15 protein-coding genes and 1 tRNA gene are annotated in these 21428 nt (G+C 70.0%); 11 read left to right on the top strand and 5 right to left on the bottom strand.

Annotated elements, in window-relative coordinates; genetic code table 11:
• Positions 1–29 precede the first annotated feature (29 nt).
• The 4 genes from recC (at position 30) to C6V83_RS11630 (ending at position 9920) form a co-directional block, all read left to right on the top strand.
• Positions 30–3404, top strand: coding sequence for an exodeoxyribonuclease V subunit gamma (gene recC / locus C6V83_RS11645; protein ID WP_105942531.1), 3375 nt, complete (start codon positions 30–32; stop codon positions 3402–3404).
• Positions 3401–6958: a UvrD-helicase domain-containing protein gene (locus tag C6V83_RS11640; protein WP_105942530.1), complete on the top strand. Its 3558-nt coding sequence runs from the start codon at positions 3401–3403 to the stop codon at positions 6956–6958. The genes recC and C6V83_RS11640 overlap by 4 nt, the downstream gene beginning before the upstream one ends.
• Positions 6959–6969: 11 nt before the next feature.
• Positions 6970–8844: an exodeoxyribonuclease V subunit alpha gene (gene recD / locus C6V83_RS11635; RefSeq protein WP_234353700.1), complete on the top strand. Its 1875-nt coding sequence runs from the start codon at positions 6970–6972 to the stop codon at positions 8842–8844.
• A gap of 113 nt (positions 8845–8957) precedes the next feature.
• Positions 8958–9920 (top strand): type IV toxin-antitoxin system AbiEi family antitoxin domain-containing protein, encoded by a 963-nt coding sequence (locus C6V83_RS11630; protein WP_105942528.1) that lies wholly within the window; start codon positions 8958–8960, stop codon positions 9918–9920.
• Between the two features lie 126 nt (positions 9921–10046).
• Here C6V83_RS11630 and C6V83_RS11625 read toward each other — a convergent pair whose 3' ends face one another.
• A complete protein-coding gene (locus tag C6V83_RS11625; RefSeq protein ID WP_234353699.1) occupies positions 10047–10817 on the bottom strand; it encodes a PIG-L family deacetylase in 771 nt (256 codons plus the stop codon).
• 100 nt (positions 10818–10917) lie between these two features.
• On the opposite strand from C6V83_RS11625, the gene htpG reads away from it, so the two are divergent.
• The 4 genes from htpG to C6V83_RS11605 are packed head-to-tail and all read left to right on the top strand — an operon-like array spanning position 10918 to position 14105.
• On the top strand, positions 10918–12921 hold the full coding sequence (gene htpG, locus C6V83_RS11620; protein ID WP_105942527.1) for a molecular chaperone HtpG: 2004 nt from the start codon (positions 10918–10920) through the stop codon (positions 12919–12921).
• Positions 12922–12925: 4 nt separating this feature from the next.
• Entirely contained in the window at positions 12926–13393 is a 468-nt protein-coding gene (locus tag C6V83_RS11615; RefSeq protein ID WP_105942526.1) for a nitroreductase family deazaflavin-dependent oxidoreductase, read from the top strand.
• A 56-nt stretch (positions 13394–13449) separates the two neighbouring features.
• Positions 13450–13689, top strand: a complete 240-nt coding sequence (locus C6V83_RS11610; protein ID WP_199832501.1) for a type II toxin-antitoxin system Phd/YefM family antitoxin — start codon at positions 13450–13452, stop codon at positions 13687–13689.
• Positions 13686–14105 (top strand): type II toxin-antitoxin system VapC family toxin, encoded by a 420-nt coding sequence (locus C6V83_RS11605; protein ID WP_105942525.1) that lies wholly within the window; start codon positions 13686–13688, stop codon positions 14103–14105. The genes C6V83_RS11610 and C6V83_RS11605 overlap by 4 nt, the downstream gene beginning before the upstream one ends.
• An 84-nt stretch (positions 14106–14189) precedes the next feature.
• On the opposite strand, the gene C6V83_RS11600 is transcribed toward C6V83_RS11605, so the two are convergent.
• A complete protein-coding gene (locus tag C6V83_RS11600) occupies positions 14190–15023 on the bottom strand; it encodes a crotonase/enoyl-CoA hydratase family protein (protein WP_105942524.1) in 834 nt (277 codons plus the stop codon).
• A 58-nt stretch (positions 15024–15081) separates the two neighbouring features.
• The gene (locus C6V83_RS11595) at positions 15082–16845 is read right to left on the bottom strand and encodes an alpha/beta hydrolase (RefSeq protein ID WP_105942523.1); all 1764 of its coding nucleotides are present in this window, start codon (positions 16843–16845) and stop codon (positions 15082–15084) included.
• Between the two features lie 154 nt (positions 16846–16999).
• On the opposite strand from C6V83_RS11595, the gene C6V83_RS11590 reads away from it, so the two are divergent.
• On the top strand, positions 17000–17683 hold the full coding sequence (locus C6V83_RS11590; protein WP_105942522.1) for a VOC family protein: 684 nt from the start codon (positions 17000–17002) through the stop codon (positions 17681–17683).
• Between the two features lie 7 nt (positions 17684–17690).
• Here C6V83_RS11590 and C6V83_RS11585 read toward each other — a convergent pair whose 3' ends face one another.
• A complete protein-coding gene (locus C6V83_RS11585; protein ID WP_105942521.1) occupies positions 17691–19079 on the bottom strand; it encodes a ClC family H(+)/Cl(-) exchange transporter in 1389 nt (462 codons plus the stop codon).
• Positions 19080–19171: 92 nt separating this feature from the next.
• Positions 19172–19260, bottom strand: a tRNA-Leu gene (locus C6V83_RS11580).
• Between the two features lie 98 nt (positions 19261–19358).
• Between C6V83_RS11580 and C6V83_RS11575 the strand changes: the two genes are divergently transcribed.
• Positions 19359–20693 (top strand): M20/M25/M40 family metallo-hydrolase, encoded by a 1335-nt coding sequence (locus tag C6V83_RS11575; RefSeq protein ID WP_105943895.1) that lies wholly within the window; start codon positions 19359–19361, stop codon positions 20691–20693.
• Positions 20694–20768: 75 nt separating this feature from the next.
• On the top strand, positions 20769–21311 hold the full coding sequence (locus C6V83_RS11570) for a YbhB/YbcL family Raf kinase inhibitor-like protein (RefSeq protein ID WP_105943894.1): 543 nt from the start codon (positions 20769–20771) through the stop codon (positions 21309–21311).
• The last annotated feature ends 117 nt before the right edge of the window (positions 21312–21428 follow it).

Below are 21428 nucleotides of genomic sequence, written 5' to 3'. Positions count from 1 at the left end.
ACCGTGAAGGCGGCGGAAGGGGGTGCACGATGCTGACGGTGCATCGCGCAGAACGGGCCGATGTGCTCGCCGACGTGCTGGCCGGGCAGCTGGCGGTGCCGCCGGCGGATCCGATGGCTCGCGAGACCGTCGCCGTCCCGGCGCGGGGCGTGGAGCGGTGGCTGCAGCAGCGGCTCGCTCTGCGGCTCGGCGGCACCGGGCGATCCGACGGCATCGCCGCCAACATCGACTTTCCCTCCCCAGAACGTCTGCTCCGCCAGGTCGTGCTGGCTACCGCCGACGATCCCGACGCCGCTGAGCCCTGGTATTCCGACCGTCTCGTGTGGCCGGTGCTGCACGTGCTCGACGACGAGATCGGCGATCCACGGCTCGCGGTGCTCAGGAACCACCTCGGGGGCGAGGACCGGCGCGGGCGGCGCCTCGCCGCCGCGTCGGTGATCGCCGGTCTCTTCGCCGGGTACGGATGGCAGCGTCCCGCGATGCTCGTCGAGTGGGCCGCCGGGCACGACACCGACGGGACCGGCGGCGCCGACGGGCCCGGACGTCCGCTGCCGGAAGGCTTCACCTGGCAGCCCTGGTTGTGGCGCCGGGTCCGGGACCGCATCGGGCAGCCGCATCTGGCCGAGCAGCTCGACGCCGTCGCCGCGCGACTCGCCGCCGAGCCCGCCCTGGTGGAGCTGCCCGAGCGGTTGGCCTTCTTCGGTCCCACCCGGATACCGGAGTCGCTGCGGCGGTTGCTGGGCGCGCTCGCCGCCGGTCGCGACGTGTCCCTGTTCCTGCCGCATCCCTCGGAGGCGCTGTGGCGCGCCGTCGCCGAGACCGCCGGCCCGGTTCCGCGTCCCCGCGACCGGCGCACCGGTCCGCGGCCCGAACATCCCTTGCTGGCGGTGCTGGCCCGCGACGTCTGCGAACTGCAGGAGGTGCTGGGCCCGCTGCGGGCCCGGGAGGTGTATCACCCGCTGCCGGCAGCCGACGCGACGTCGTCCACGGTCCTGGCCGCGGTCCAGGAGGGACTGCGGTGCGACCGTCTGGAGACCGTGCCCGGCGCCGTCGCCGACGACTCCCTCGAAGTCCATGCTTGTCACGGACCAGAACGCCAGGTGGAAGTCCTCCGGGACCGACTGCTGCGGCTCTTCGACGATCATCCGGAGCTGCAGCCGCGCGACGTGGTGGTGATGTGCCCGGACGTGGAGACCTTCGCACCGCTGATCGCGGGAACGTTCGGGCAGGCCGGCCGCGACCATCCGGGGTACTCACTGCGCGTCAAGCTCGCCGACCGCGGTCTGCGCGAGACCAACGAGGTCCTCGACGTGCTCGCCGCCGTGCTGGATCTGGCGGCAGGGCGGGTCCGTTCCGGGGATCTGCTCGATTTGATCGCGCAGCCGGCGGTCCGGCGCTGCTTCGAGCTCACCGACGACGACCTCGAGCTCCTCGCCGGGTGGGTCGAGCGGGCGGGAATCCGCTGGGGGATCGACGGCACGCAACGGGATCGTTTCGGGCTGGCCGGCTTTCCGCAGGGCACCGCCGTCGCCGGTCGGGACCGGGTGCTGCTGGGGGTTCTCGCCGAAGAGACGTCCAACGAGTGGCTCGGCGTCGGGCTGCCCCTCGACGGGATCGAGTCGACCAAGATCGACCTTGCGGGTCGCTTCGCCGAGTTCGTCGACCGTCTCGGCGCGCTGCTCGCCGCGATGGACACGCCGCGACCGGCGCCCGAATGGGCGCAGCTCCTGGTCGAGGCGGTCGACCGGCTGACCGCGGCCGGGCGCGAGACCCAGTGGCAACGGGCCCAGGCCGTCGAAATGATCGGCGAGTCGCTCGGTTCGGCCGGCGCCCGGGGCGTCACGCTCGCGCTGGCGGATCTGCGCGACCTCATGGACGGCCTGCTCGCCGCGCGCCCGACCCGCTCCAACTTCCGCACCGGGGAGCTGACAGTGTGCACGCTCACGCCGATGCGATCGGTGCCTCACCGTGCGGTGGTGCTGCTAGGTATGGACAGCGGCGCGTTTCCGCGCGGCTCGGCGGTCGACGGCGACGACGTTCTCGCCCGGCTGCCGCTGATCGGAGAGCGGGACCGGCACGACGAAGATCGGCAGGTCTTCCTCGACGCCCTCACTGCAGCGCAGGATCACCTGTTGGTCTTCTACACCGGCTCCGATCCGGTGACCGGGGGAGACGTGCCGCCGCCGGTGGTCGTGGAAGAGCTGATCGACACGGCGGGACGGATACTCGGCGGGAGCGCGCCGGGTGTGGTGATCAGACACACGCTGCACCCGTTCGACGAACGCAACTTCCTCGTGGGCCGCGACGGCGGCCCGCGTAGCTATGACGCCCGGTTGCTCCACGGCGCCCGGGAGCTCGCCCGGCTGAACGCGTCCGGGGCGCCGGGCTCCCGGCCCGCACTTCTGCGGGACGCCGTGCTCCCGCCGCGCGGGGACGCCGACGACATCGACCTCGCCGCGCTGATCGACTTCTTCGCCGCCCCGACCGAACGGTTCGTTCGACAGCGTCTCGGCGCGATGCTGCCGCGACGCGACGAGACGCATCCGGACCAACTCGAGGTGGATCTGGACGGTCTGGCGCAATGGAAGATCGGCGACCGGCACCTGCGCGGGTTCCTCGGCGGCGAGGACCCGCGGGTGCTGGGCGCCGCCGAATTGCGGCGGGGCTCGCTGCCGCCGTTCGCGATCGGAGCGGCGCTGCTGGCCCCGATCGAGGAGAAGGCGCAGGCCATCGGTCAACTCGCCCAGACTCATCGTGCACATGACCACGGCGACACCGTCGACGTCCTCCACGAACTGCCCGACGGGCGGCGGTTGTACGGCACCGTCGGCGACGTGTTCGACGAGCAGCTCGTCGCGGTGACCTACTCGCGGCTGAAGCCGGGCCACAGGTTGTCGGCGTGGATCAGGCTCCTCGCGATCGCGGTCGGCGCGTCGCGGACCGTCACCGAGGCGGTCGTGGTCGGCGGGGGCCGGGGCCGTCGGGCCGAGATGCGCCGGCTGCGCCTGCCGGACGATCCGGGAGAGATCCTGCGGAGACTGATCGCCGTGCGCGACGCCGGCCTTCGGGCGCCCCTGTGGCTGCCGCCCGCCGCGGCCGAGGCGGCCGCGCGCGGCTATGCCTCGGGCCGGCCGGCGATAGCGCTCAAGGCCGTCCGCGGGCTGGGCAGGTGGGAGTTCAAGGACCCGTACGCCGGACTGGTCCTGGACGACGATCCCGACCCCGAGCGGGTTCTGCCGGTCGATGCGCTGATCGGCATGGCGGGCGCCGCGCCGTTCGTCGAGCTGGCGCCCGAGCTGCCCGAGGTCGTCGAACACGACGGTCATACCCCGGCCGGACAGAGCTTCGTACGGTTGGCCCGCGCGGTGTTCGGACCGCTCCTGGCGGAAGAGAGCCAGCGATGACGGCGATCGTTCCCTTCGACCCGTGCGGCGACCTGCCCGCCGGCACCGTGGTCCTGGAAGCCAGTGCCGGAACGGGCAAGACCTATGCGATCGTGTCGCTCGCGTTGCGCTACCTGGCCGCCGGCACCCCGGTCGATCGGCTTTTGATGGCGACGTTCTCGAACGCGGCCTCCGACGAACTCCGCGAGCGCACCCGGGAACGGATCGGCACGGCGCTGAACGCGCTCGACGATCCGGCCGGCACGCGCGCCGACCCGGCGGCCGACGACGTGCTGCGTCTGCTGTGCTCGGGTACCGAGGCGGACATCGCCGAACGACAGCGGAATCTCGCGGTCGCGATGAGTGACTTCGACGCGGCCGTCGTGGCCACCACGCACACCTTCTGCAACCGGATGCTGTCGGCACTGGGTTTCCTCGGCGACCGGGAGCAGCGGTTCCCGATCACCGAGAACGTCGACGAGTTGGTCGACGAACTCGCCCGCGACATGTACCTGCGCCGCTTCGCCGGTGGCGCGGACGGCGCGCCGGACCTGGCGACCGTGATCACGGTCGCCCAGGACGCCGTCGCCCAGTCGGCGGCGCGCCTGGCGCCCGACGGCGACGAATGCGACGAGCCCGCGGCACTCCGGGTCGAACTGGCGGCCCGGGCGCGCACCGAGATCGAGTTCCGCAAACGGCTGGCACGCGTGCGTACCTACGACGACCTCCAGAACGTGCTGCATCGCATCGTCACGGACCCGCTGGTCGGGGCGGCCGCTCGGGCCCGGATCCGCGAGCAGTTCTCCGTCGTGCTGATCGACGAGTTCCAGGACACCGACCCGCAACAGTGGGCGATCGTGCGCGAGTGCTTCCACTCCGGCGCCGACGGCGACGCGAGCGCCCGCATCCCGTTGGTCCTGGTGGGCGACCCCAAGCAGTCGATCTACGCGTTCCGTGGCGCTGAGGTGACCAGCTATCTCGACGCCGTGCACGACGCCTCCGAGCAGCGCCGGCTGAGCACCAATCGGCGTAGCGACGGCCCGCTGGTGCGCGCGCTCGGCGGAGTCTTCGCCGGAACCGCCTTCGGTGATCGGCGCATCGCCTATCAGCCGGTCGATGCCGCGCAGCAGACCTCGCGACTACACGCCGGACCGGGTACGCCGGAGTCTGCCGGACCGACGGATTTCGCAGCGCCGCTGCGCCTTCGGGCCTTCCTCACCTACGACTTCGGCGGAGACGGACTGCCGTCGGTCGCGGCGGTCCGCCAGCGGGTCACGCAGGATGCCGCCGACGACCTCGCAGCCTTCCTGTCCTCGGGGGCGCTCGTCGATTCCGGCGACGGGCGCGGTCTGCGTGCGGTGGAGCTGGCCGATGTCGCGATCCTGGTCCGGAAGAACGGTTCGGTGGAGCCGCTCCAGGCGGCGCTGGCCGAACGCGGCATCTCGTCGGTCGTGCGGTCGGGGACGTCGATCTTCAAGACGCCCGCGGCACGGCACTGGTGGTATGCGCTGGCGGCGATCGAGCAGCCGTCGGCGTCGACGAAGGTCCGACTCGCCGCGCTGACCCCGTTGCTGGGCGTGTCCGCCGCCGACCTGGACGCGGGCGGCGACGAGAAGGTCGGCAGTCTGGCGGCGGCGCTGGCCGATCTGGCCCGGTCGTTCGCCGACGGCGGGTTCGCCCTGATGTCGTCACGCCTGTTCGACGAGTTCGCCACCGAACGGCGCCTGCTGGGACAAGAGGGCGGCGAGCGCTTGCTGACCGACCTCCGGCAGTTGGCCGACCTGTGCAATCGACACGCGGCTTCCGGGATCGGTGGGCTGGCCTCGCTGGTGGCCTGGCTCGCCGAGCAGATCGCCGACCCGTCGAACATGCGGCACGGCGGAGCCCAGACTCGGCGGCTCGACCGGGACACGCGTGCGGTGTCGATCATGACCGTGCACGCCAGCAAGGGCTTGCAGTTTCCGATCGTCTACCTGCCCTTCGGCTGGGACGGCGCCCGCATGCCGGAGCAGGAGACCTTCGTCTACCACGACGAGTCCGGCGCACGTCGTCTGGACGTCGGCGGTCTCGCCGCGCCGGGTCGTCCGCACCGGGAAGAGCGGCACCTGGTCGAGGAGGCAGGGGAGGATCTGCGCCTGCTGTACGTCGCGATGACGCGGGCCCGGTCCCAGGTCGTCGCCTGGTGGGGGCCGTCGGTGCCGACGAGGCAGGGCGCACTGCATCGATTGCTCTTCACCGCGGCGGAGCGCCGGGCGGCGGTGGAAGCCGGAGTGGAGAGCATCGCGATCCCGCCCTACGTCGAAATCCCCGGCACCGACCACGAGGTGATCGGCGGGCTGCAACAGGTGGCCGCGTCGGTGACTCCGGGCCTGATCAGCGTGGAACCGGCGGGACGCCATGCGGCCGGACTGCGCTGGCGGCCGGCGCCGAGGATCGACGGCACGCCGGAATTGGCCGCGGCGGTCTTCTCCGGGCACATCGACCAGGATTGGCGGCGCACCTCGTACTCGGGCATCGTGCGTGAAGCGCATGCGGCCGCCCACGCGGGCCCACTCGCGAGCGGGGTCGAGACAGAACCCGAGGACGGCCTGCTCGATGACGAGCCCGAGCCCGGTGACGAGTCGCCTGCCGTCGGCGCCGAGAACGCTGCGGGTACACCGTCGTTGATGAACGGCCTGCCGTTCGGGGCCGCGTTCGGCACGCTCGTGCACGAGGTCCTCGAGCACGTCGACACCTCGGCGCCGGACCTGTCCGCGCACGTGCGGCTGCGGACGGCCGAGGGCGCCGAACGTCGCGGCGTCGACATCGACGTCGACCGGCTGGCGGGGGCACTGATGGGCGTGCTCACCACGCCGCTGGGCTTCGGAGACCTGGCGAGCATCGGCCCGCGGGACCGGCTGGCCGAGATGGAGTTCGAACTTCCGCTGGCCGCACCGGGATTCACGCTCGACGAGGTGGGAGAACTGCTCGCGGCGCATCTCCCAGAAGACGACCCGTTGCGCGATTATGCGGAGACGGTCCGGACGGTGTCCACCGAGCGGTTCCGGGGTTATCTCACCGGAAGCATCGACTCGGTGCTGCGGACGACCCAGGGGAGGTTCGTGGTGGTCGACTACAAGACCAACAGGTTGCGGCCCGGGGACCTGAACGTCGAGGACTTCGGCACGGCGGCGATGGCCGAGGAGATGGCGGCGTCGCACTATCCGCTCCAGGCGCTGCTGTACTCGGTGGCGCTGCACCGGTATCTGCGATGGCGGCTGCCCGGCTACGATCCGGCGCAGCACCTGGGACCGGTGCAGTATCACTTCGTGCGCGGCATGTCCGGGCCGGATAATCCACCGGGCTGCGGCGTGTTCGAGTGGCGACTGCCGACGGCGCTCGTGACAGACATGTCCGACTTGCTTGCGGGCGTGCGGTCCGGTGCGACCACGGAGGAGGACGCGCTTTCTCGTTGGTCGAGCGGAGTCGAGACCACAGAGGACGGGCCTTCTCGTCGGTCGAGCGGAGTCGAGACCACAGAGGACGAGCCTTCTCGTCGGTCGAGCGGAGTCGAGACCACAGAGGCCGAGCAGTGAGCGGGCAACTGGTGACGGCCGAGACAGGCGTGCTCCGCGTGTTCAACGACGCCGGGGTGTTCGCGGCGGCGGACGTGCACGTCGCGCGCCGGGTGGCCGCGCTCAGCGGCGCCGCGATCGGCGACGACGAACTGGTGGCCACCGCGCTCGCCGTCCGGGCGGTGCGGACCGGGTCGACGTGTGTCCGGCTGAATGAGATCACCGCGATCACCGCCGAGCGCCCCGACGATCCGGCCGACGACGGACCGGCAGAGCCGGAGCCGCTGCCGTGGCCGGAGCCGGCGGCGCTCGTCGATACGCTGCGGCGTTCACCACTGGTCACCGGCTGTCCGAGCGGCCCGCTGCGGCCGCTCGCGTTGGTGGATTCCGAATCCGGGCCGTTGCTGTACCTGCGCAAGTACTTCCGGCAGGAGCAGAGCATCCGCGCGATCCTGGATCGTCGCCGGTCGCGGCGTCCCGTAGTGGATGCGGACCGGCTGGGGCGCGCGGTCGACGCAGTCTTCGCCGAGGCCGGTGAACACTACGACCGTCAACGGGCGGCCGCGGCACTGGCGGCCACATCGTGGACGACGGTGCTCGCGGGCGGCCCGGGAACCGGCAAGACCTACACGGTGGCGCGGATCCTCGCGGTGATGGAGCAGCTTCTCGGTGAGAACGCGCGGATCGGACTGTGTGCCCCGACCGGCCGGGCGGCGGCACAGATGCAGGCGTCGATCAACGACTACCGCACGGGCGGTCACCGGCTGCATCACGCCCCGGTCGCCACCACGGTGCACAAGATGCTCGGCTCGCGGCCGGACGGCTCGTTCTGGCGCGGTGCGGACAACCGGCTGCCCTACGAGGTGGTGGTGGTCGACGAGACCTCGATGCTCTCGGTCACCCTGATGAGCCGGCTGCTGGAGGCGCTGCGACCGGACACCCGGCTGATCCTGGTCGGTGATCCGCACCAGCTCTCGTCCGTCGACGCGGGAGTCGTGCTGGCCGACCTCGTCGACCGGGCTGGGCGGGTCGAGACCGGCCTGCCCGAGGAGTTCCTCGCGGTGGCGCCGCCCCCGGAGGGAGAGTTCACCGAGGCTGAGCGACTGGCGCTGGCCGACGGGGTGATCACGCTGACGCGCGGGCACCGGTACGGCGGACAGATCTCGGCGGTCGCCGCTGCGATCCAGGCCGCGGACGGTCCGGACGGCGCCGCCGAGGTGGTCGACCTGATCACCGGCGAGGGTGCCCAGCGCTTCGCTGCTGACACTCTCGGCCGCGTGGTGCTGGTGGACCCGGAGCGGACCGATCCCGTTCGGGCCCAGGTGATCTCGTGGGCGCGGGCACTGCACGACGCCGCAGGAGCGGGCCGGGACCGCGATGCGCTCGCCGCGCTGATGCGGCACCGGGTGCTCTGCGCGCACCGGGACGGGCGGTACGGCGTGTCCGGCTGGTCGCGGCGGATCGTCGACTGGATCAACGAGGATCTCGGCGGAGCGATCCCGCCGACCGGGAACTACGTGGGCGAGCCGCTGCTGGTGAACAAGAACGACGTCGCCCACCGCATCTTCAACGGCGACTCGGGAGTGGTGATCGCCGACGGAGACGGCCGGACGGTGGTCTTCGAACGCGGTGACGAGGTGATGCGGCTGCACCCGAGCCAGGTCGCGGACGCGTCGCCGGTGTACGCGATGACGATCCACCGCAGTCAGGGCAGCCAGTTCGGCGCGGTGACCGTCGTGCTGCCGGGCGTGGACGCGCAACTGCTCACCAAGGAGCTGCTGTACACCGCGGTGACGCGCGCCCGGGAGACTGTGTACATCGTCGGCACCGAAGCCGAGCTGATCGCCGCGGTGAACCGCCCGGTCCAGCGAGCCAGCGGTCTGGGCCTGACCGTCCGCGAGCTGTAGCGTGCATCATGATGCCGGATTCCGTTCCGGCTGCCGAGTTCCTCTGCCGCTGCTGCGTTAACCCGGCAGCCGATAGCGAATCCGGCAGTCGGAGGTGTGTTCGGACCGCCCGGATGGAACCGCGCCCGGTTCCGCTGCGTCTAAGGACCGTGGAGTTCTACACAGATCGGCACGGAGTGATCAGGCGGGCCGCTGCGCTCAAGCAGGGATACACCGACGCTCAGCTCCATGCGCACGTCAAGAGCGGTCGGCTGCTGGATCTCGGCGAGGGAGCGTACCTGCTGCCCGGAGCCCTTCCCGTCGGGTCGGAACGGGGCGACGCGCACTACCGGATGCGATGCATCGCGTTCGGCTCGGCAGGCCGCGGCGCTGCGCCGGTGCTGGGTCACCAGTCCGCGGCCGCGCTGCACGGACTGAAACTGCTGAAGCCCGACCTGGACCGAGTCCACGTGTTCAGCGGCCGTCGTGGCGGAGGACATATGCGGAACCGCCGACACGTGCATCCCGGAAAGATCGACGACGCCGAGGCCGTCGCTGTCGACGGAGTTCTCGTCACCTCGGTGGCGAGGACCGCCGTCGACATCGCCTGCTGCGGGGACTTCGCTCAGGCGCTGACCGCACTCGACGGCGCGCTCCGCCTGGGAGCGACGGTGGACCAGCTCAAGGCGGAGCTCGAAGCCCGACGCCGGACCGGCTCCGCGATGGCGACGCGTGCATTGACGTTCGCCGACGGAGACTCCGAGTCTGTCGGTGAATCGTGGAGCCGAGCACAACTCATCCTCGCCGGACTCCCCGTGCCGTCGCTGCAGGTCTGGTACCCGGGTCGGAAACGGCGCCACCGCGTCGACTTCGACTGGGGAGGGCGACTGATCGGCGAGTTCGACGGACTCCGCAAGTATCAACGCGACCTCCGGCCGGACGAGACCGTGACGCAGGCGGTGATGCGGGAGAAGGCCCGGGAAGACGAGTTGCGGGCGCTTGGGTTGATGGTGATCCGCTGGATCTGGGCAGACCTGGAGGCCGGCCGGGTGGTGCCGCTGGTCCGGGAGTGGATCGCCCGGCTGCACCTCGCGTGAACCTGGGCGACCAGGTGCTGCCGGGTTCCGTTCCGGCAGCCGGGCTGGGCTGCTGCTGCCGGGTTAACCTGGCAGTCGGAAGCCAATCCGGCAGCCTGTTGGAGGTGCTCGACCCGTGCGGCCGGATCAGACCAGGTCGCGGCCGCCGGGAACCAGGTCGCGACGACGATAGGCCTCCCAGCCGAGGAACAGGCGCTGCATGTCCTTCGGGAGGGTCATGAAGTGCTGCATCGAGCCGCTGCGTGCGAGTTCGGTCCGGTGCGAGGTGATCGCGCGGACCTTCTCGCCCAGCCGGTGCTGCAGGTCCAACTTCACGCTGACCAGGTCGGGGGCGGTGCCGGCGATGTGGATCTTCGAATCGGCCAGCAAGTGTGGGCGCAGGGTTTCCACGGTGGCCTTGGGCAGGGTCGCGAAGTACAGGGAGGAGGTCTGCCACGGATCGCCGAGCTCCGGGGCGTAACTGCCGATGGCGGCGACGTCGGCCGCAATCACCGCGAGCCGGTGCGCATGCATGTGATCGGGATGCCCGTAGATCCCGTACGCGTTGTAGGTGACGATCACCGACGGCCGCAGCCGCCGGATCTGTTCGACGATCTGGCGTACGGCGTCGTCGAACGGCACGTCGATCAGGCGCGGCGCGCCGGGGGCCGACTCGGGGACGAAGCAGTCCGCGTACCCGAGCATGATCGGCGGCTCGTGCATCCCGAGCGCCGCCGTCGCGTCGAGCAGCTCCCGGTGCCGGGAGGTGCCCTCGGCCCAGGTGCAGGTGATCAGCGTGGTCGGCGCGCCACGGGCCGAGAGATCGGCGATCAGACCGCCCGTCCACAACGACTCGTCGTCGGGGTGGGCGTGAACGAACAGGGCGCTGGGCGCGTCGGTCCGGAGAGTGTCGGGCACGGACCTGAGACTACGCGTTCGGCGCGCCGGTAAAGTGGTCTCGCGCACCACCCGGTGCCCGCGACACCGATTTCACCGACTGATTGGGGAGCACTCCGTCATGACATCGCAAGTCCACGAGTTCCAGGCCGAAGCGCGGCAACTGCTGGATCTGGTCGTCCACTCGATCTACTCCAACAAGGACAGCTTTCTGCGGGAGCTGATCTCTAACTCGTCGGACGCGCTGGACAAGGTGCGGATCGAGTCGCTGCGCAATAAGGACCTCGTCGTCGACACCGACGACCTGCATGTTCAGCTGATCCCGGATGCGGAGGCGCGCACTCTCACCGTCGCCGACAACGGCATCGGGATGAACCGGGACGAGGTGATCGAACTGATCGGCACCGTCGCCAAGTCCGGGACGGCCCAGTTGCGCCAGGCGCTGGCCGAGGCCGGCGACTCCGCGGCCTCCGAGGAGCTGATCGGCCAGTTCGGCATCGGCTTCTACTCGACGTTCATGGTCGCCGACCGCGTGAGCATGGTCACCCGCAAGGCCGGCGAGGCCGTCGGCACCCGCTGGGAGTCCACGGGCGACGGCACCTACACCATCGACGACGTCGACGATGCGCCGCAGGGCACGGCGATCACCCTGCACCTCAAGCCGGTGGACGAAGAGAACGCCGTGCACGACTACACCGATCCGGCCGTGCTGCGCCGCCTGGTGAAGAAGTACTCGGACTTCATCGCGTGGCCGATCCGGATGGCGGAGGTGGTCTCGACAAGCTCGACCGGCGAGGGCAGCTCGACCGGCGAGGGCAGCTCGACCGGCGAGGGCAGCTCGACCGGCGAGGGCAGCTCGACCGGCGAGGGAGGCTCTGAGGAGAGCGGCGAGGCGACGGTGGAGACCGTCGATGTGACGCTCAACTCCCAGAAGGCGCTGTGGGCCAAGAGCAAGGACGAGGTCTCCGACGAGGAGTACGCCGAGTTCTACCGGCACATCAGCCACAACTGGGACGCGCCGCTGGAGACCATCTCGCTGCACGCGGAGGGGACCTTCGAGTACCAGGCGCTGCTGTTCCTGCCCTCTCAGGCGCCGTTCGACCTGTTCATGCGCGAGCGCAAGAGCGCCCTGCACCTGTACGTGCGCCGGGTGTTCATCATGGACGACTGTCCCGAACTGATGCCCGAGTATCTGCGCTTCGTGCAGGGCGTCGTCGACGCGAACGACCTGTCGCTCAACGTCTCTCGCGAGATCCTGCAGCAGGACCGGCAGATCCGGGCGATCCGCCGTCGTCTGGTGAAGAAGGTCATCGGCACGGTCCAGGAACTGCAGGACCGGCGCCCGGACGACTACAAGACCTTCTGGGGCAGCTTCGGCCGGGTGTTCAAGGAAGGCCTGGTGAACGATCAGGACAACTTCCAGGCGATCCTGAAGGCCTCGGTCTTCGACTCGACGCATTCCGACGACGAGCCCACCACCCTCGCCGACTACCTCTCCCGCTGCTCGGCCGACCAGGACGTCATTTACTACATGACCGGTGAGACGCGGCAGCAGATCGAGCGCTCGCCGCACCTGGAGGGCTTCCGCGCCAAGGGCATCGAGGTGCTGCTGCTCTCGGATCCGGTCGACGAGATGTGGACCTCGGCCATGCCGGAGTTCGAGGGCAAGCGCTTCGTGTCGGTCGCCAAGGGAGAGGCCGCTCTCGATGACGAGGATTCCGAAGACGACGCCGAGCGGGACGCCGAATTCGCCGACCTGCTCGCTTGGCTCACCGAGGTCCTCGACGCCGACGTCAGCGAGTCGCGGCTCACCAAACGCCTCACCGAATCGGCGGCGTGCCTGGTGGGCGACGCGTTCTCGATGTCGCCGCAACTGGAGAAGCTGTACCGGGCGTCGGGGCAGCCGGTGCCGCACATGAAGCGGATCCTCGAGCTCAACCCGGAGCACCCGCTGGTCACCGGGCTGGCCAAGGCGCACACGGAGGCCGGCGACGACCGCGCTGCCCTCGAACCGACCGCCAAGCTGCTCTATTCGATGGCGCTGCTGGCCGAGGGCGGAGAACTGGCTGACCCCGCCGAGTTCGCCAAACTGCTCTCGGACACCCTCGTCGCCGGTCTGAAGTGATCCGATGGGCCTCCTGACACCGCTCGCGGTGCGCGTGGGATCGATTTCCTGGCTGCCGCATTATCTGCCGTGGATCGTCAAGGTCGACGACGGCATCCAGAAGGTGTCGGGAGGCCGGGTCGACCTGCTGACCATCGCCGGCCTGCCCAGCGTCACCATGCTCATCCCCGGCCGCAAATCCGGAATCCTGCGGAGTACGACGGTGCTCGCCGCGCCGGTGGGGGCGGAGTGGATCGTGGCGGGGTCGTACTTCGGCAATCCCAAGATGCCGGTGTGGGTGTACAACCTGCGCGCCGCGGACACGATCGAAGTGGAGTTCAAAGGCCGACACGTGCCGATGCGCGGGCGAGAACTGTACGACGACGAGCGCGCCGAAGCCTGGCAGGAACTACGCAGGGTGTGGCCGAACTTCGACCTCTACGAGCAGCGCACCGATCGGGTGATCCCGGTGTTCCGGCTGTCACCGGCCTGACTGCGCAGGCGCACCGAAGCTCGACCCGAGAGTCTCACCGGTGATACTCTCGGGTGATGGCGAAGACCGTGACGGTGCGAGATCTGCGCAACAACGGTGGCGACGTGCTGCGGAGAGTTCAGCGCGGTGAGAGGCTCGTCGTCACTCGGGACGGCGAGCCCGTGGCCGAACTGCGTCCCGTGCCCACGGGGCGGACATCGCCGAGTGAGTTGATCCGTCGGCGCCGTCACCTGGCGCATGTCGATCCGGCGCAGCTTCGCGCGGACATCGACGAAGTGCTGGACTCTTCGCTGTGAGCGCCGGAGACGACGGGCGCGGGTTGCTCGATACGTCGACGGTGATCTTGCTCGGCCGTTTGGACGACGCAGAGCAACTGCCGGAGGTCGCGCTGATCAGTGCGGTGACTCTGGCTGAGCTCTCGGTCGGGCCGCATGTCGCGCGGGACCCGGTCGAGCGGGCGGCGCGCCAGCAGCACCTGCAGCAGGCCGAAGCGGACCTCGACGTCGTGCCCTTCGACGCAGAGAGCGCGCGTGCGTTCGGCGCGGTCGCCGCGGCACTCCGATCCTCCGGTCGGAAGCCGGCGGCACGCGCCTACGACGCCTTGATCGCCGCCACGGCGATTGCACACGGACTGCCGCTGTACACGGGGAATCCCCAGGATTTCGACGGCATACCGAATCTCGATGTGCGGCCGGTGACGCGCTGGACCTGAAAGCGCGACACACCGTAGCCGTGCCGGGGTCTCGACTTCGCTCACCAGCGAACCGGCTGGACCAGCGAACCGGCTCGACCAGCGCTATTCGCCGGCGAACTCCGGCGGACGCTTCTCGAAGACCGCGGTGATCGCCTCGGTGAGGTCCTTCGACGGCAGGAAGGCGGCGTTCCACGCGGCGACGTAGCGGAGGCTGTCGTCGACCCGGGCCGAGCGCGAGTGGTCGAGCACGTCCTTGATGCCCTGGACCACCAGGGGCGGGTTCGCCGCGATCTCGGCGGCGAGGGTGCGGGCGGCGTCGAGTGCGGCCTCGCGGTCGTCGTAGACGTCGCTGACCAGTCCGATCTTCTCGGCCCGGGCGGCGTCGATGTCTTTGCCGGTCAGCGCCAGTTCGCGGGTATGGCCCTCGCCGACGATCAACGGCAGCCGGGCCAGGGAACCCATGTCGGCGACGATCGCGACCTTCACCTCGCGGACGCTGAACTTGGCGTCGGCGCTCGCTACTCGGATGTCGACGGCGGTGATCAAGTCGACGCCGCCCCCGATGCACCATCCCGCGATCGCCGCGATCACCGGCTTGCGGCAGTCTGCCACGGCGTTGATGCCGGCTTGCATGCGCTTGATCATGCCGTGGAAGTCCGTGCGCGCCTTGGCTTTCGCATCGTCGGCTAGCACCGACCCGAAGCCGCCGGACATCGCGGGCAAGTCCAGTCCGTAGGAGAAGTTCTTCCCCGAGCCGGTCAGCACCACGGCCCGCACGTCAGGGTCCGCGTCGATCCCGGTGAAGATCGGCACCAGCTCCGACCAGAAGGCCGGACCCATCGCGTTGCCGCGCCCGGGACCGATGAGGGTCACCTCGGCGACGTGGTCGGCGACGCTGACCTCGAAGGCCTCGTAATCGGCGGTGCGGTAGCTCATCTGGGACTCCCTGAAACGGAAACGGATCGAACGTTCACTCCGGACTCTATCTCTCGGGTCAGTCGCGGGTGAGGCGGGGGATCAGCTTCGCCGTCTTCTCGGGCGTCCAGCCCTCCGGCGTCAGGATCCACGCCCACGCTGCCGGAATCGCCGCCAGGTACGTGTGACCATGACCGTCCGGGACGTTGGCCGCCACCGCCATGTCCGCCGACACCTGGAGGAACGTGACGAACGGGATCCAGCGCGTGGATGCGAGGACGTCGGGACCCCGTTGCTCCCGGAGCCAGTCGGGTTTGTTCAGGATCAGCTCCGGCGACCACCAGGAGATCGGGTCCGAGGCGTGCTGGACGTAGACGACGCGCGTGTCGTGCGGCTGTCCGTCGACTTCGGGAAGGTCGCCGCCCTCGGCGATGAACCGTACCTGGTCGCCGTAGCGGTAGACCGGCTGCCACTCGGGTGAGCCGGGTCGGCGGTCGCGGGTGACGTCGTTCCAGAGCGTGTTGCTGAACGTCGGGCCGCTGAACAGGGCGCCGTCGGTCCGCGCCAGCAGGGTCGGCATCGACCCGAACGGCGCCTCGCCGCCGAAGGAGCCCAAACTCTCGCCGAACACGACCACCAGAGGACGTTCGGCCTCGGGGATGCGCCGGAGACGGATGTCGATCGCCTCGAACAGTGCGACACCGGCCTGTCGGGCGCGTTCGGTGTCGACCAGGAACGAGAGCCAGCTCGGCAGCATCGAGTACTGCATGGATGCCATCGCGGTGTCCCCGTTGTACATGTACTCCAGGGAGTCGACGGTCGCCCGGTTGATCCAGCCGGTGCCGGTGGTCATGCCGATGCCGATCAGCTCGCGGTCGAAGGCTCCGGTGCGTTCGAGTTCGTCGGCGACGAGCTGGGCGGTGGCGAGCGGGCCGTCGGCCGACTCCAGTCCCGCGTAGACGCGGATCGGTTCGGTCGCCGGTTCGCCGTTGAACTCGGTGAGCTGCTCGACGGTCGGGCCGGTGGAGACGAAGGCCCGGCCCATGCGGCCCAGGCTCGGCCAGCTGACCTTCGACTCGGGCCCGCCGGAGCGGAGAGTGGACGTCGGCGGCTCGGAGTCGGGTGTGCTCTCGCCGTTGAGCGCGGCGAACGACGAGTTGAGCGCCCGCATGCCGTAGTCGGCGACGACGCCGTTGACGAGGAACACCGTGACCACGATCGCGACCGCCGCCGCGGTGACCGCCGAGATGCGCGGCGGGATCCTCCGGTTCAGCCGGGCGGTGAGAGCGCGGACCCCGGCCCCCCACAGTTGGCCGATCACCACCAGCAGGACGAAGAAGATCACACCGATCACGACGATGAGCGGGTAAGCGGACCAGGAGAGATGCTCCACGCCCATCAGGTCTCGGATCTGGTTCTGCCAATACCCGTACAGGTAGAGCATGCCGACCGTGCCGAGCGCGGCGACGGCGGCGAGCCCCGACCACCACTTGGCGCCGGCCCGGGGCCAGGGCTCGTCTCGGGAGATCATGTAGCGAGCCAGGAATGCGATGAACGTGCCGAGCGCGTAGCCGACGGCGGCCGCGCCGCCGGCGACGACGCCTTGGAAGAACGGGCCGCGGGGGAGCAGGGACGGGGTGAACGAGAGCCACATCATCAAGGTCCCGACGACCGCGCCGGCGTACGAGAAGTGCGTGATGTTGGTCTGCCACCACACGCCGAGCCGATACAGCCGTCCCGGCTCGGCACGGCCGACGCCTGTCTCCGGGAGGGCAGTGCCGTCGTCGGCTTCCGCGACGACGACGGTATCGCCTGGGGCGACGCCGGTTTCAGACTCGGACATGGGACTCCCTTCGAAGGATGCGTCAAGCGTAATTGTCCGGTGATTCTCAGGCACGATGCCGCCTTCACCCTTCGCCGGCTCCACTGCTCGCTGGGCCATTCTTCCGCCGCGAGGGACCGCCGGCGGCACGGCCGGCGTGTGTCACGATGGCGGCATGCGCACAGATCCGCTCAGCCTGTCCGACGTTCTGGTGACCGTGCCCTCGGGGCGAGGTGCCGAGGCCGGGGCCGCGTACACCGCGCTGCTCGGCGATCCGGTCTCAGAAGTGCGGTGGCCGGCGGCGAACGGCTCGCTGGTGCTCGGCGGCGACGAGGCGTGGGCCGCGTTCGAGGCGGCCGACCTCGCGGCCGCGGCGCAACTGGCGGCGCGACGTGGCGTCTCGTTCGACGAGGCCTCCGGGCCCGACGGCGCGCGACGGGCGACGCGGGTCCCGGCGATCGGGCTGACTGCCTCGGCTGGCTCGGTCGCCGGGCGGCCGGCACTCGACCATGTCGTGTTCACGGCACCGTCGGTGGACGCGGCCGTGGCGCTGTTCGCGGGGCGACTGGGGTTGGATCTGCGGCTGGAGCGGGCGTTCGGCGGCCTCACCCAGATGTTCTTCCGCACACGTTCGGTGATCGTCGAGGTGCTGGCCGGGGGAGAGGCGGCACCGGAGTTCGCACTGTGGGGGCTGGCGTGGCGGTGCGCCGATCTCGACGCCGAACACGCCAGGCTGACCGGTCTCGGGCTGACCCTCAGCGAGGTGCGCGCCGGCCGCAAGCCAGGCACGCGGGTGACGACGGTGCGCGAACCGTCGCTGGGCACCCCGACGATCCTGATCGAGCAGACGGCGCGGTGATCGCGGCTCATTCCAGGGGTGTGCCGTCGGCGCGACGGCCGGTGCGCCGTTCGGCGTCGAGCATCTGTTCGCGCAGGGAGTCGTAGACCGGCGGCGAGCGCAGTGCGGAGGCGACGATCACCGCGAACGCCGCGGTGACGACCATCGAGATCGAGACGGTGGTGATCGCGCACATCTCCATCACCAGCACGATGCCGGTGAACGGCGCCCGGACTGAGGCCGCGAACAGGCCCGCCATCCCGGCGATCATCAGCGTGACCCGGGTGTCAGCGTCGATCGGTACACCGGACAGTTCGGCGAGGCGGGCGAAGAACACGCCGCCGAGGGTGCCGAGCGCGAGCATCGGCGCGAACAGGCCGCCCGGACTGCCCGCGGCATAGGAGAGCGGACCGGCGCAGAAGCGCAGCGCCAGGTAGAGCGCGAGCATCCAGAAGGCCACTTCGCGGCCGTCGAGCATCGACTGCGCGAGCGCGTCGCCGCCGCCGACCGCCTCCGGGACGTAGACCAGGCCGAGGCCGATTACCGCGCCGATCGCCGCGCCCGTGCCGAACGGCGGCACGACGCGGACCGCCGTCACACGGGCGAGGGTCCGCGTGACGGCGTAGTTGTACCCGACGGCGAGCAGCCCGAGGCACAGGCCGAACACGGCGAACAGCGGCAGCGTCGCTACCGCGGGCTCGGCGAGTGCGAGGACCCGGAAGTCGGGGTGATCGCCGAGGACCACGCGTGAACAGGTGACTGCGGCGGCCACCGCGACCAGCGTCCAGATCACGTAGCGGATCCGCACCTTGTGCGCGACCTCTTCGAAGACGAAGATCGCACCCCCGATCGGGGCGTTGAACGCGACGGCCAGACCGGCGCCGGACAGGCAGGTCTGCAGGACGCGGATCTCGTCGCGGGTGGCGCGGCCGATCCGTGCGACGAGCGCCCCCAGCGTCGCCCCCATGTGCACGGTCGGTCCCTCCCGACCGAGCACCATTCCGGCCACACCGATCGACAGCAGACCGCCGACGAACCGCGCCGGAACGGTGCTCGCCGGCGCCGGAACGTCCTGGTCGCGTTCGACGGCCTCGACGTGCTGGATTCCGCTGCCGCCGGACATCTTCCAGCGGTGCCCGATCCAGGTGGCCAGGCCCGCCGCCAGGGCGCTGACCGCGACCGGGACCAGCGGTCCCCAGGGGCCGTGGCCGTGGGCCCATTCGACCAGATCGGTCCGCAGGGCCTCGGTCTCGACCAGTAGCTTGCGGAACGCGCCCCCGACGAAGCCGGTCAGGATCCCGGCGACCAGAGCGAGAAAGGTGAGGTACCAGAGCGTGCGTGCACCGGGGAAGTCGGAGTCGGCGGCGGACCCGGGACCCTCGGGCGAGGCTGCGCCTTCCCGGTCGTCGTCGTGCATCGGTCCTCCCCGGCTCCGCGTCGGCCCCCCGAGCTCTGTTGTACCGCAACGACAATGACCCCGGCACCAGTTACGGTTCCGGGGTCATCGTGTGGTGTCCGAGGGGGGACTTGAACCCCCACGTCCGTTAATAGGACACTAGCACCTCAAGCTAGCGCGTCTGCCATTCCGCCACTCGGACTCAATTGTGTGCGGACCGCTCGTCGCGGTGCGCCGTGTAACTCTAACCAACCTGTGCCGGGTATCCCAAATCCGCCGGAAATCGGCTTGAATGGGGTGGTGACTTCCCCCCGTGCGACCGACGAAGTGGTGGATCTGGTGAGCCGGCTGATCCGGTTCGACACCTCGAACACCGGAGATCTGGAGACGACCCGCGGCGAGGAGGACTGCGCCAAGTGGGTCGCGCAGCTCCTCGAGGAGGTCGGGTACGTCACCGAGTACGTCGAGTCGGGGCAGCCGGGCCGCGGAAACGTGTTCGCGCGGCTGGCGGGACCACCCGACAGCGACCGGGGAGCGTTGCTGGTGCACGTGCATCTGGACGTGGTCCCGGCGGCCGCCGAGGATTGGAGCGTCGACCCGTTCTCCGGTGCGATCCGCGACGGCTACATCTGGGGCCGCGGCGCCGTGGACATGAAGGACATGGCGGGCATGGTCTTGGCGCTGGCGCGTCAGTTCAAACGCGACGGCGTGGTGCCGCCCCGGGAGATCGTCTTCGCCTTTCTGGCCGACGAGGAGGCCGGGGGCACCTGGGGCTCGCACTGGCTGGTCCGGCACCGGCCCGATCTGTTCGACGGCATCACCGAGGCCGTCGGAGAGGTGGGCGGGTTCTCGTTGACCGTCGATCGGCCCGACGGCGAGGTCCGGCGCTTGTATCTGGTGGAGACTGCGGAAAAGGGTCTTGCCTGGATGCGCCTCACCGCCGAGGGCCGTGCCGGCCACGGATCATTCCTGCACGATCACAACGCCGTCACCGAGGTGGCGTCGGCGGTGGCGCGGATCGGTGCACACACCTTCCCGTTGGTGATGACCGAATCGGTCGCCGAATTTCTGACCGCGCTGTCGGAGGAGACCGGGCTGGAGTTCAATCCGGATACTCCGGATCTGGAGACGGCGCTGTTCAAGATCGGCAACCTGGCCCGCATCATCGGCGCGACGCTGCGCGACACCGCGAACCCCACGATGCTCAGTGCCGGGTACAAGGCGAACGTGATCCCGCAGCGCGCGGAGGCGGTGATCGACTGCCGCGTGCTTCCCGGGCGTCAGGCCGAGTTCGAAGCGACCATCGACGAGCTCATCGGCCCGAATGTCAAGCGCGAGTGGATCACTCACTTGGATGCGGTCGAGACGACGTTCGACGGCCACCTCGTGGACGCGATGAACGACGCGATCCTGGCGCACGACCCCCAGGGACGCACGGTCCCGTACATGTTGTCCGGCGGCACCGACGCCAAGGCCTTCGCCAAGCTCGGCATTCGCTGCTTCGGCTTCGCGCCGCTGCGACTGCCGCCGGAACTGGACTTCGCCGCGCTCTTCCACGGGATCGACGAGCGTGTCCCGGTCGACGCGGTGCTGTTCGGCACCGACGTGCTGGAGCACTTCCTGCTCCATTCCTGAACGGAGGCCGAGCGCGGACGCAGCATGACGGGTAAGGATGAGGCTGACAGGCGTTCGGACGAAAGGACCATGCTCGTGACCGACTACAACCCGTACGACGACCTCCCGGCCCTCCCGGAGATCACCGTCACCTCGGAGACCTTCTCCGACGGGCAGACGCTGCCGCTGCCGCAGGCCTCGGCGATCTTCGGTGCCGGCGGGCAGGACGAGTCGCCGCAGCTGAGCTGGGCCGGCTTCCCGGCCGAGACCAAGAGCTTCGCGGTGACGGTGTACGACCCCGATGCGCCCACCGCGTCGGGCTTCTGGCACTGGGCGGTCGCCGACCTCCCGGCGTCGGTCACCTCGCTGCCGCTCGGCGCCGGTTTCCCGGACTCCGGTGCCCTGCCCGACCAGGCGGTCACGCTGCGCAACGACGCAGGACTGGCGCAGTTCGTCGGCGCGGGCCCGCCTCCCGGGCACGGTCCGCACCGGTACTTCTTCGTCGTGCACGCCGTCGACGTCGAATCGCTGGACCTTCCGGACGGCGCCTCGCCGGCGTTCCTCGGTTTCAACCTCTTCTCGCACGCGATCGCGCGCGGCACCCTCGTGGGTGTTTTCGAGCAACCGGGCGACGAATAGCCTTCGGTAGCACTCGCCTGCACCGCGGCCGGCCGTCCTTCGTTCGGAGGACGGCCGGTGGGCCGCGTTCTTCGGGTTCAGCGCTTCTGTGACGCTCTTCAGCCAAAGCGTGCCAGC

Source organism: Gordonia iterans, from assembly GCF_002993285.1.
In the GTDB taxonomy this organism is placed as follows: domain Bacteria; phylum Actinomycetota; class Actinomycetes; order Mycobacteriales; family Mycobacteriaceae; genus Gordonia; species Gordonia iterans.
Note: the sequence above shows the minus strand (reverse complement) of the source record. Positions and strands in the feature narration are given on the sequence as shown.

Bases quoted from the DNA above. Each gene is read 5' to 3' on its own strand.
- C6V83_RS11615 (WP_105942526.1), top strand. From the start codon at position 12,926: ATGGGCCTCCTGACACCGCTCGCGGTGCGCGTGGGATCGATTTCCTGG.
- C6V83_RS11590 (WP_105942522.1), top strand. From the start codon at position 17,000: ATGCGCACAGATCCGCTCAGCCTGTCCGACGTTCTGGTGACCGTGCCC.
- recC (WP_105942531.1), top strand. From the start codon at position 30: ATGCTGACGGTGCATCGCGCAGAACGGGCCGATGTGCTCGCCGACGTG.
- C6V83_RS11630 (WP_105942528.1), top strand. From the start codon at position 8,958: ATGGAACCGCGCCCGGTTCCGCTGCGTCTAAGGACCGTGGAGTTCTAC.
- C6V83_RS11585 (WP_105942521.1), bottom strand. From the start codon at position 19,079: ATGCACGACGACGACCGGGAAGGCGCAGCCTCGCCCGAGGGTCCCGGG.
- C6V83_RS11640 (WP_105942530.1), top strand. From the start codon at position 3,401: ATGACGGCGATCGTTCCCTTCGACCCGTGCGGCGACCTGCCCGCCGGC.
- C6V83_RS11610 (WP_199832501.1), top strand. From the start codon at position 13,450: ATGGCGAAGACCGTGACGGTGCGAGATCTGCGCAACAACGGTGGCGAC.
- C6V83_RS11600 (WP_105942524.1), bottom strand. From the start codon at position 15,023: ATGAGCTACCGCACCGCCGATTACGAGGCCTTCGAGGTCAGCGTCGCC.
- htpG (WP_105942527.1), top strand. From the start codon at position 10,918: ATGACATCGCAAGTCCACGAGTTCCAGGCCGAAGCGCGGCAACTGCTG.
- C6V83_RS11595 (WP_105942523.1), bottom strand. From the start codon at position 16,845: ATGTCCGAGTCTGAAACCGGCGTCGCCCCAGGCGATACCGTCGTCGTC.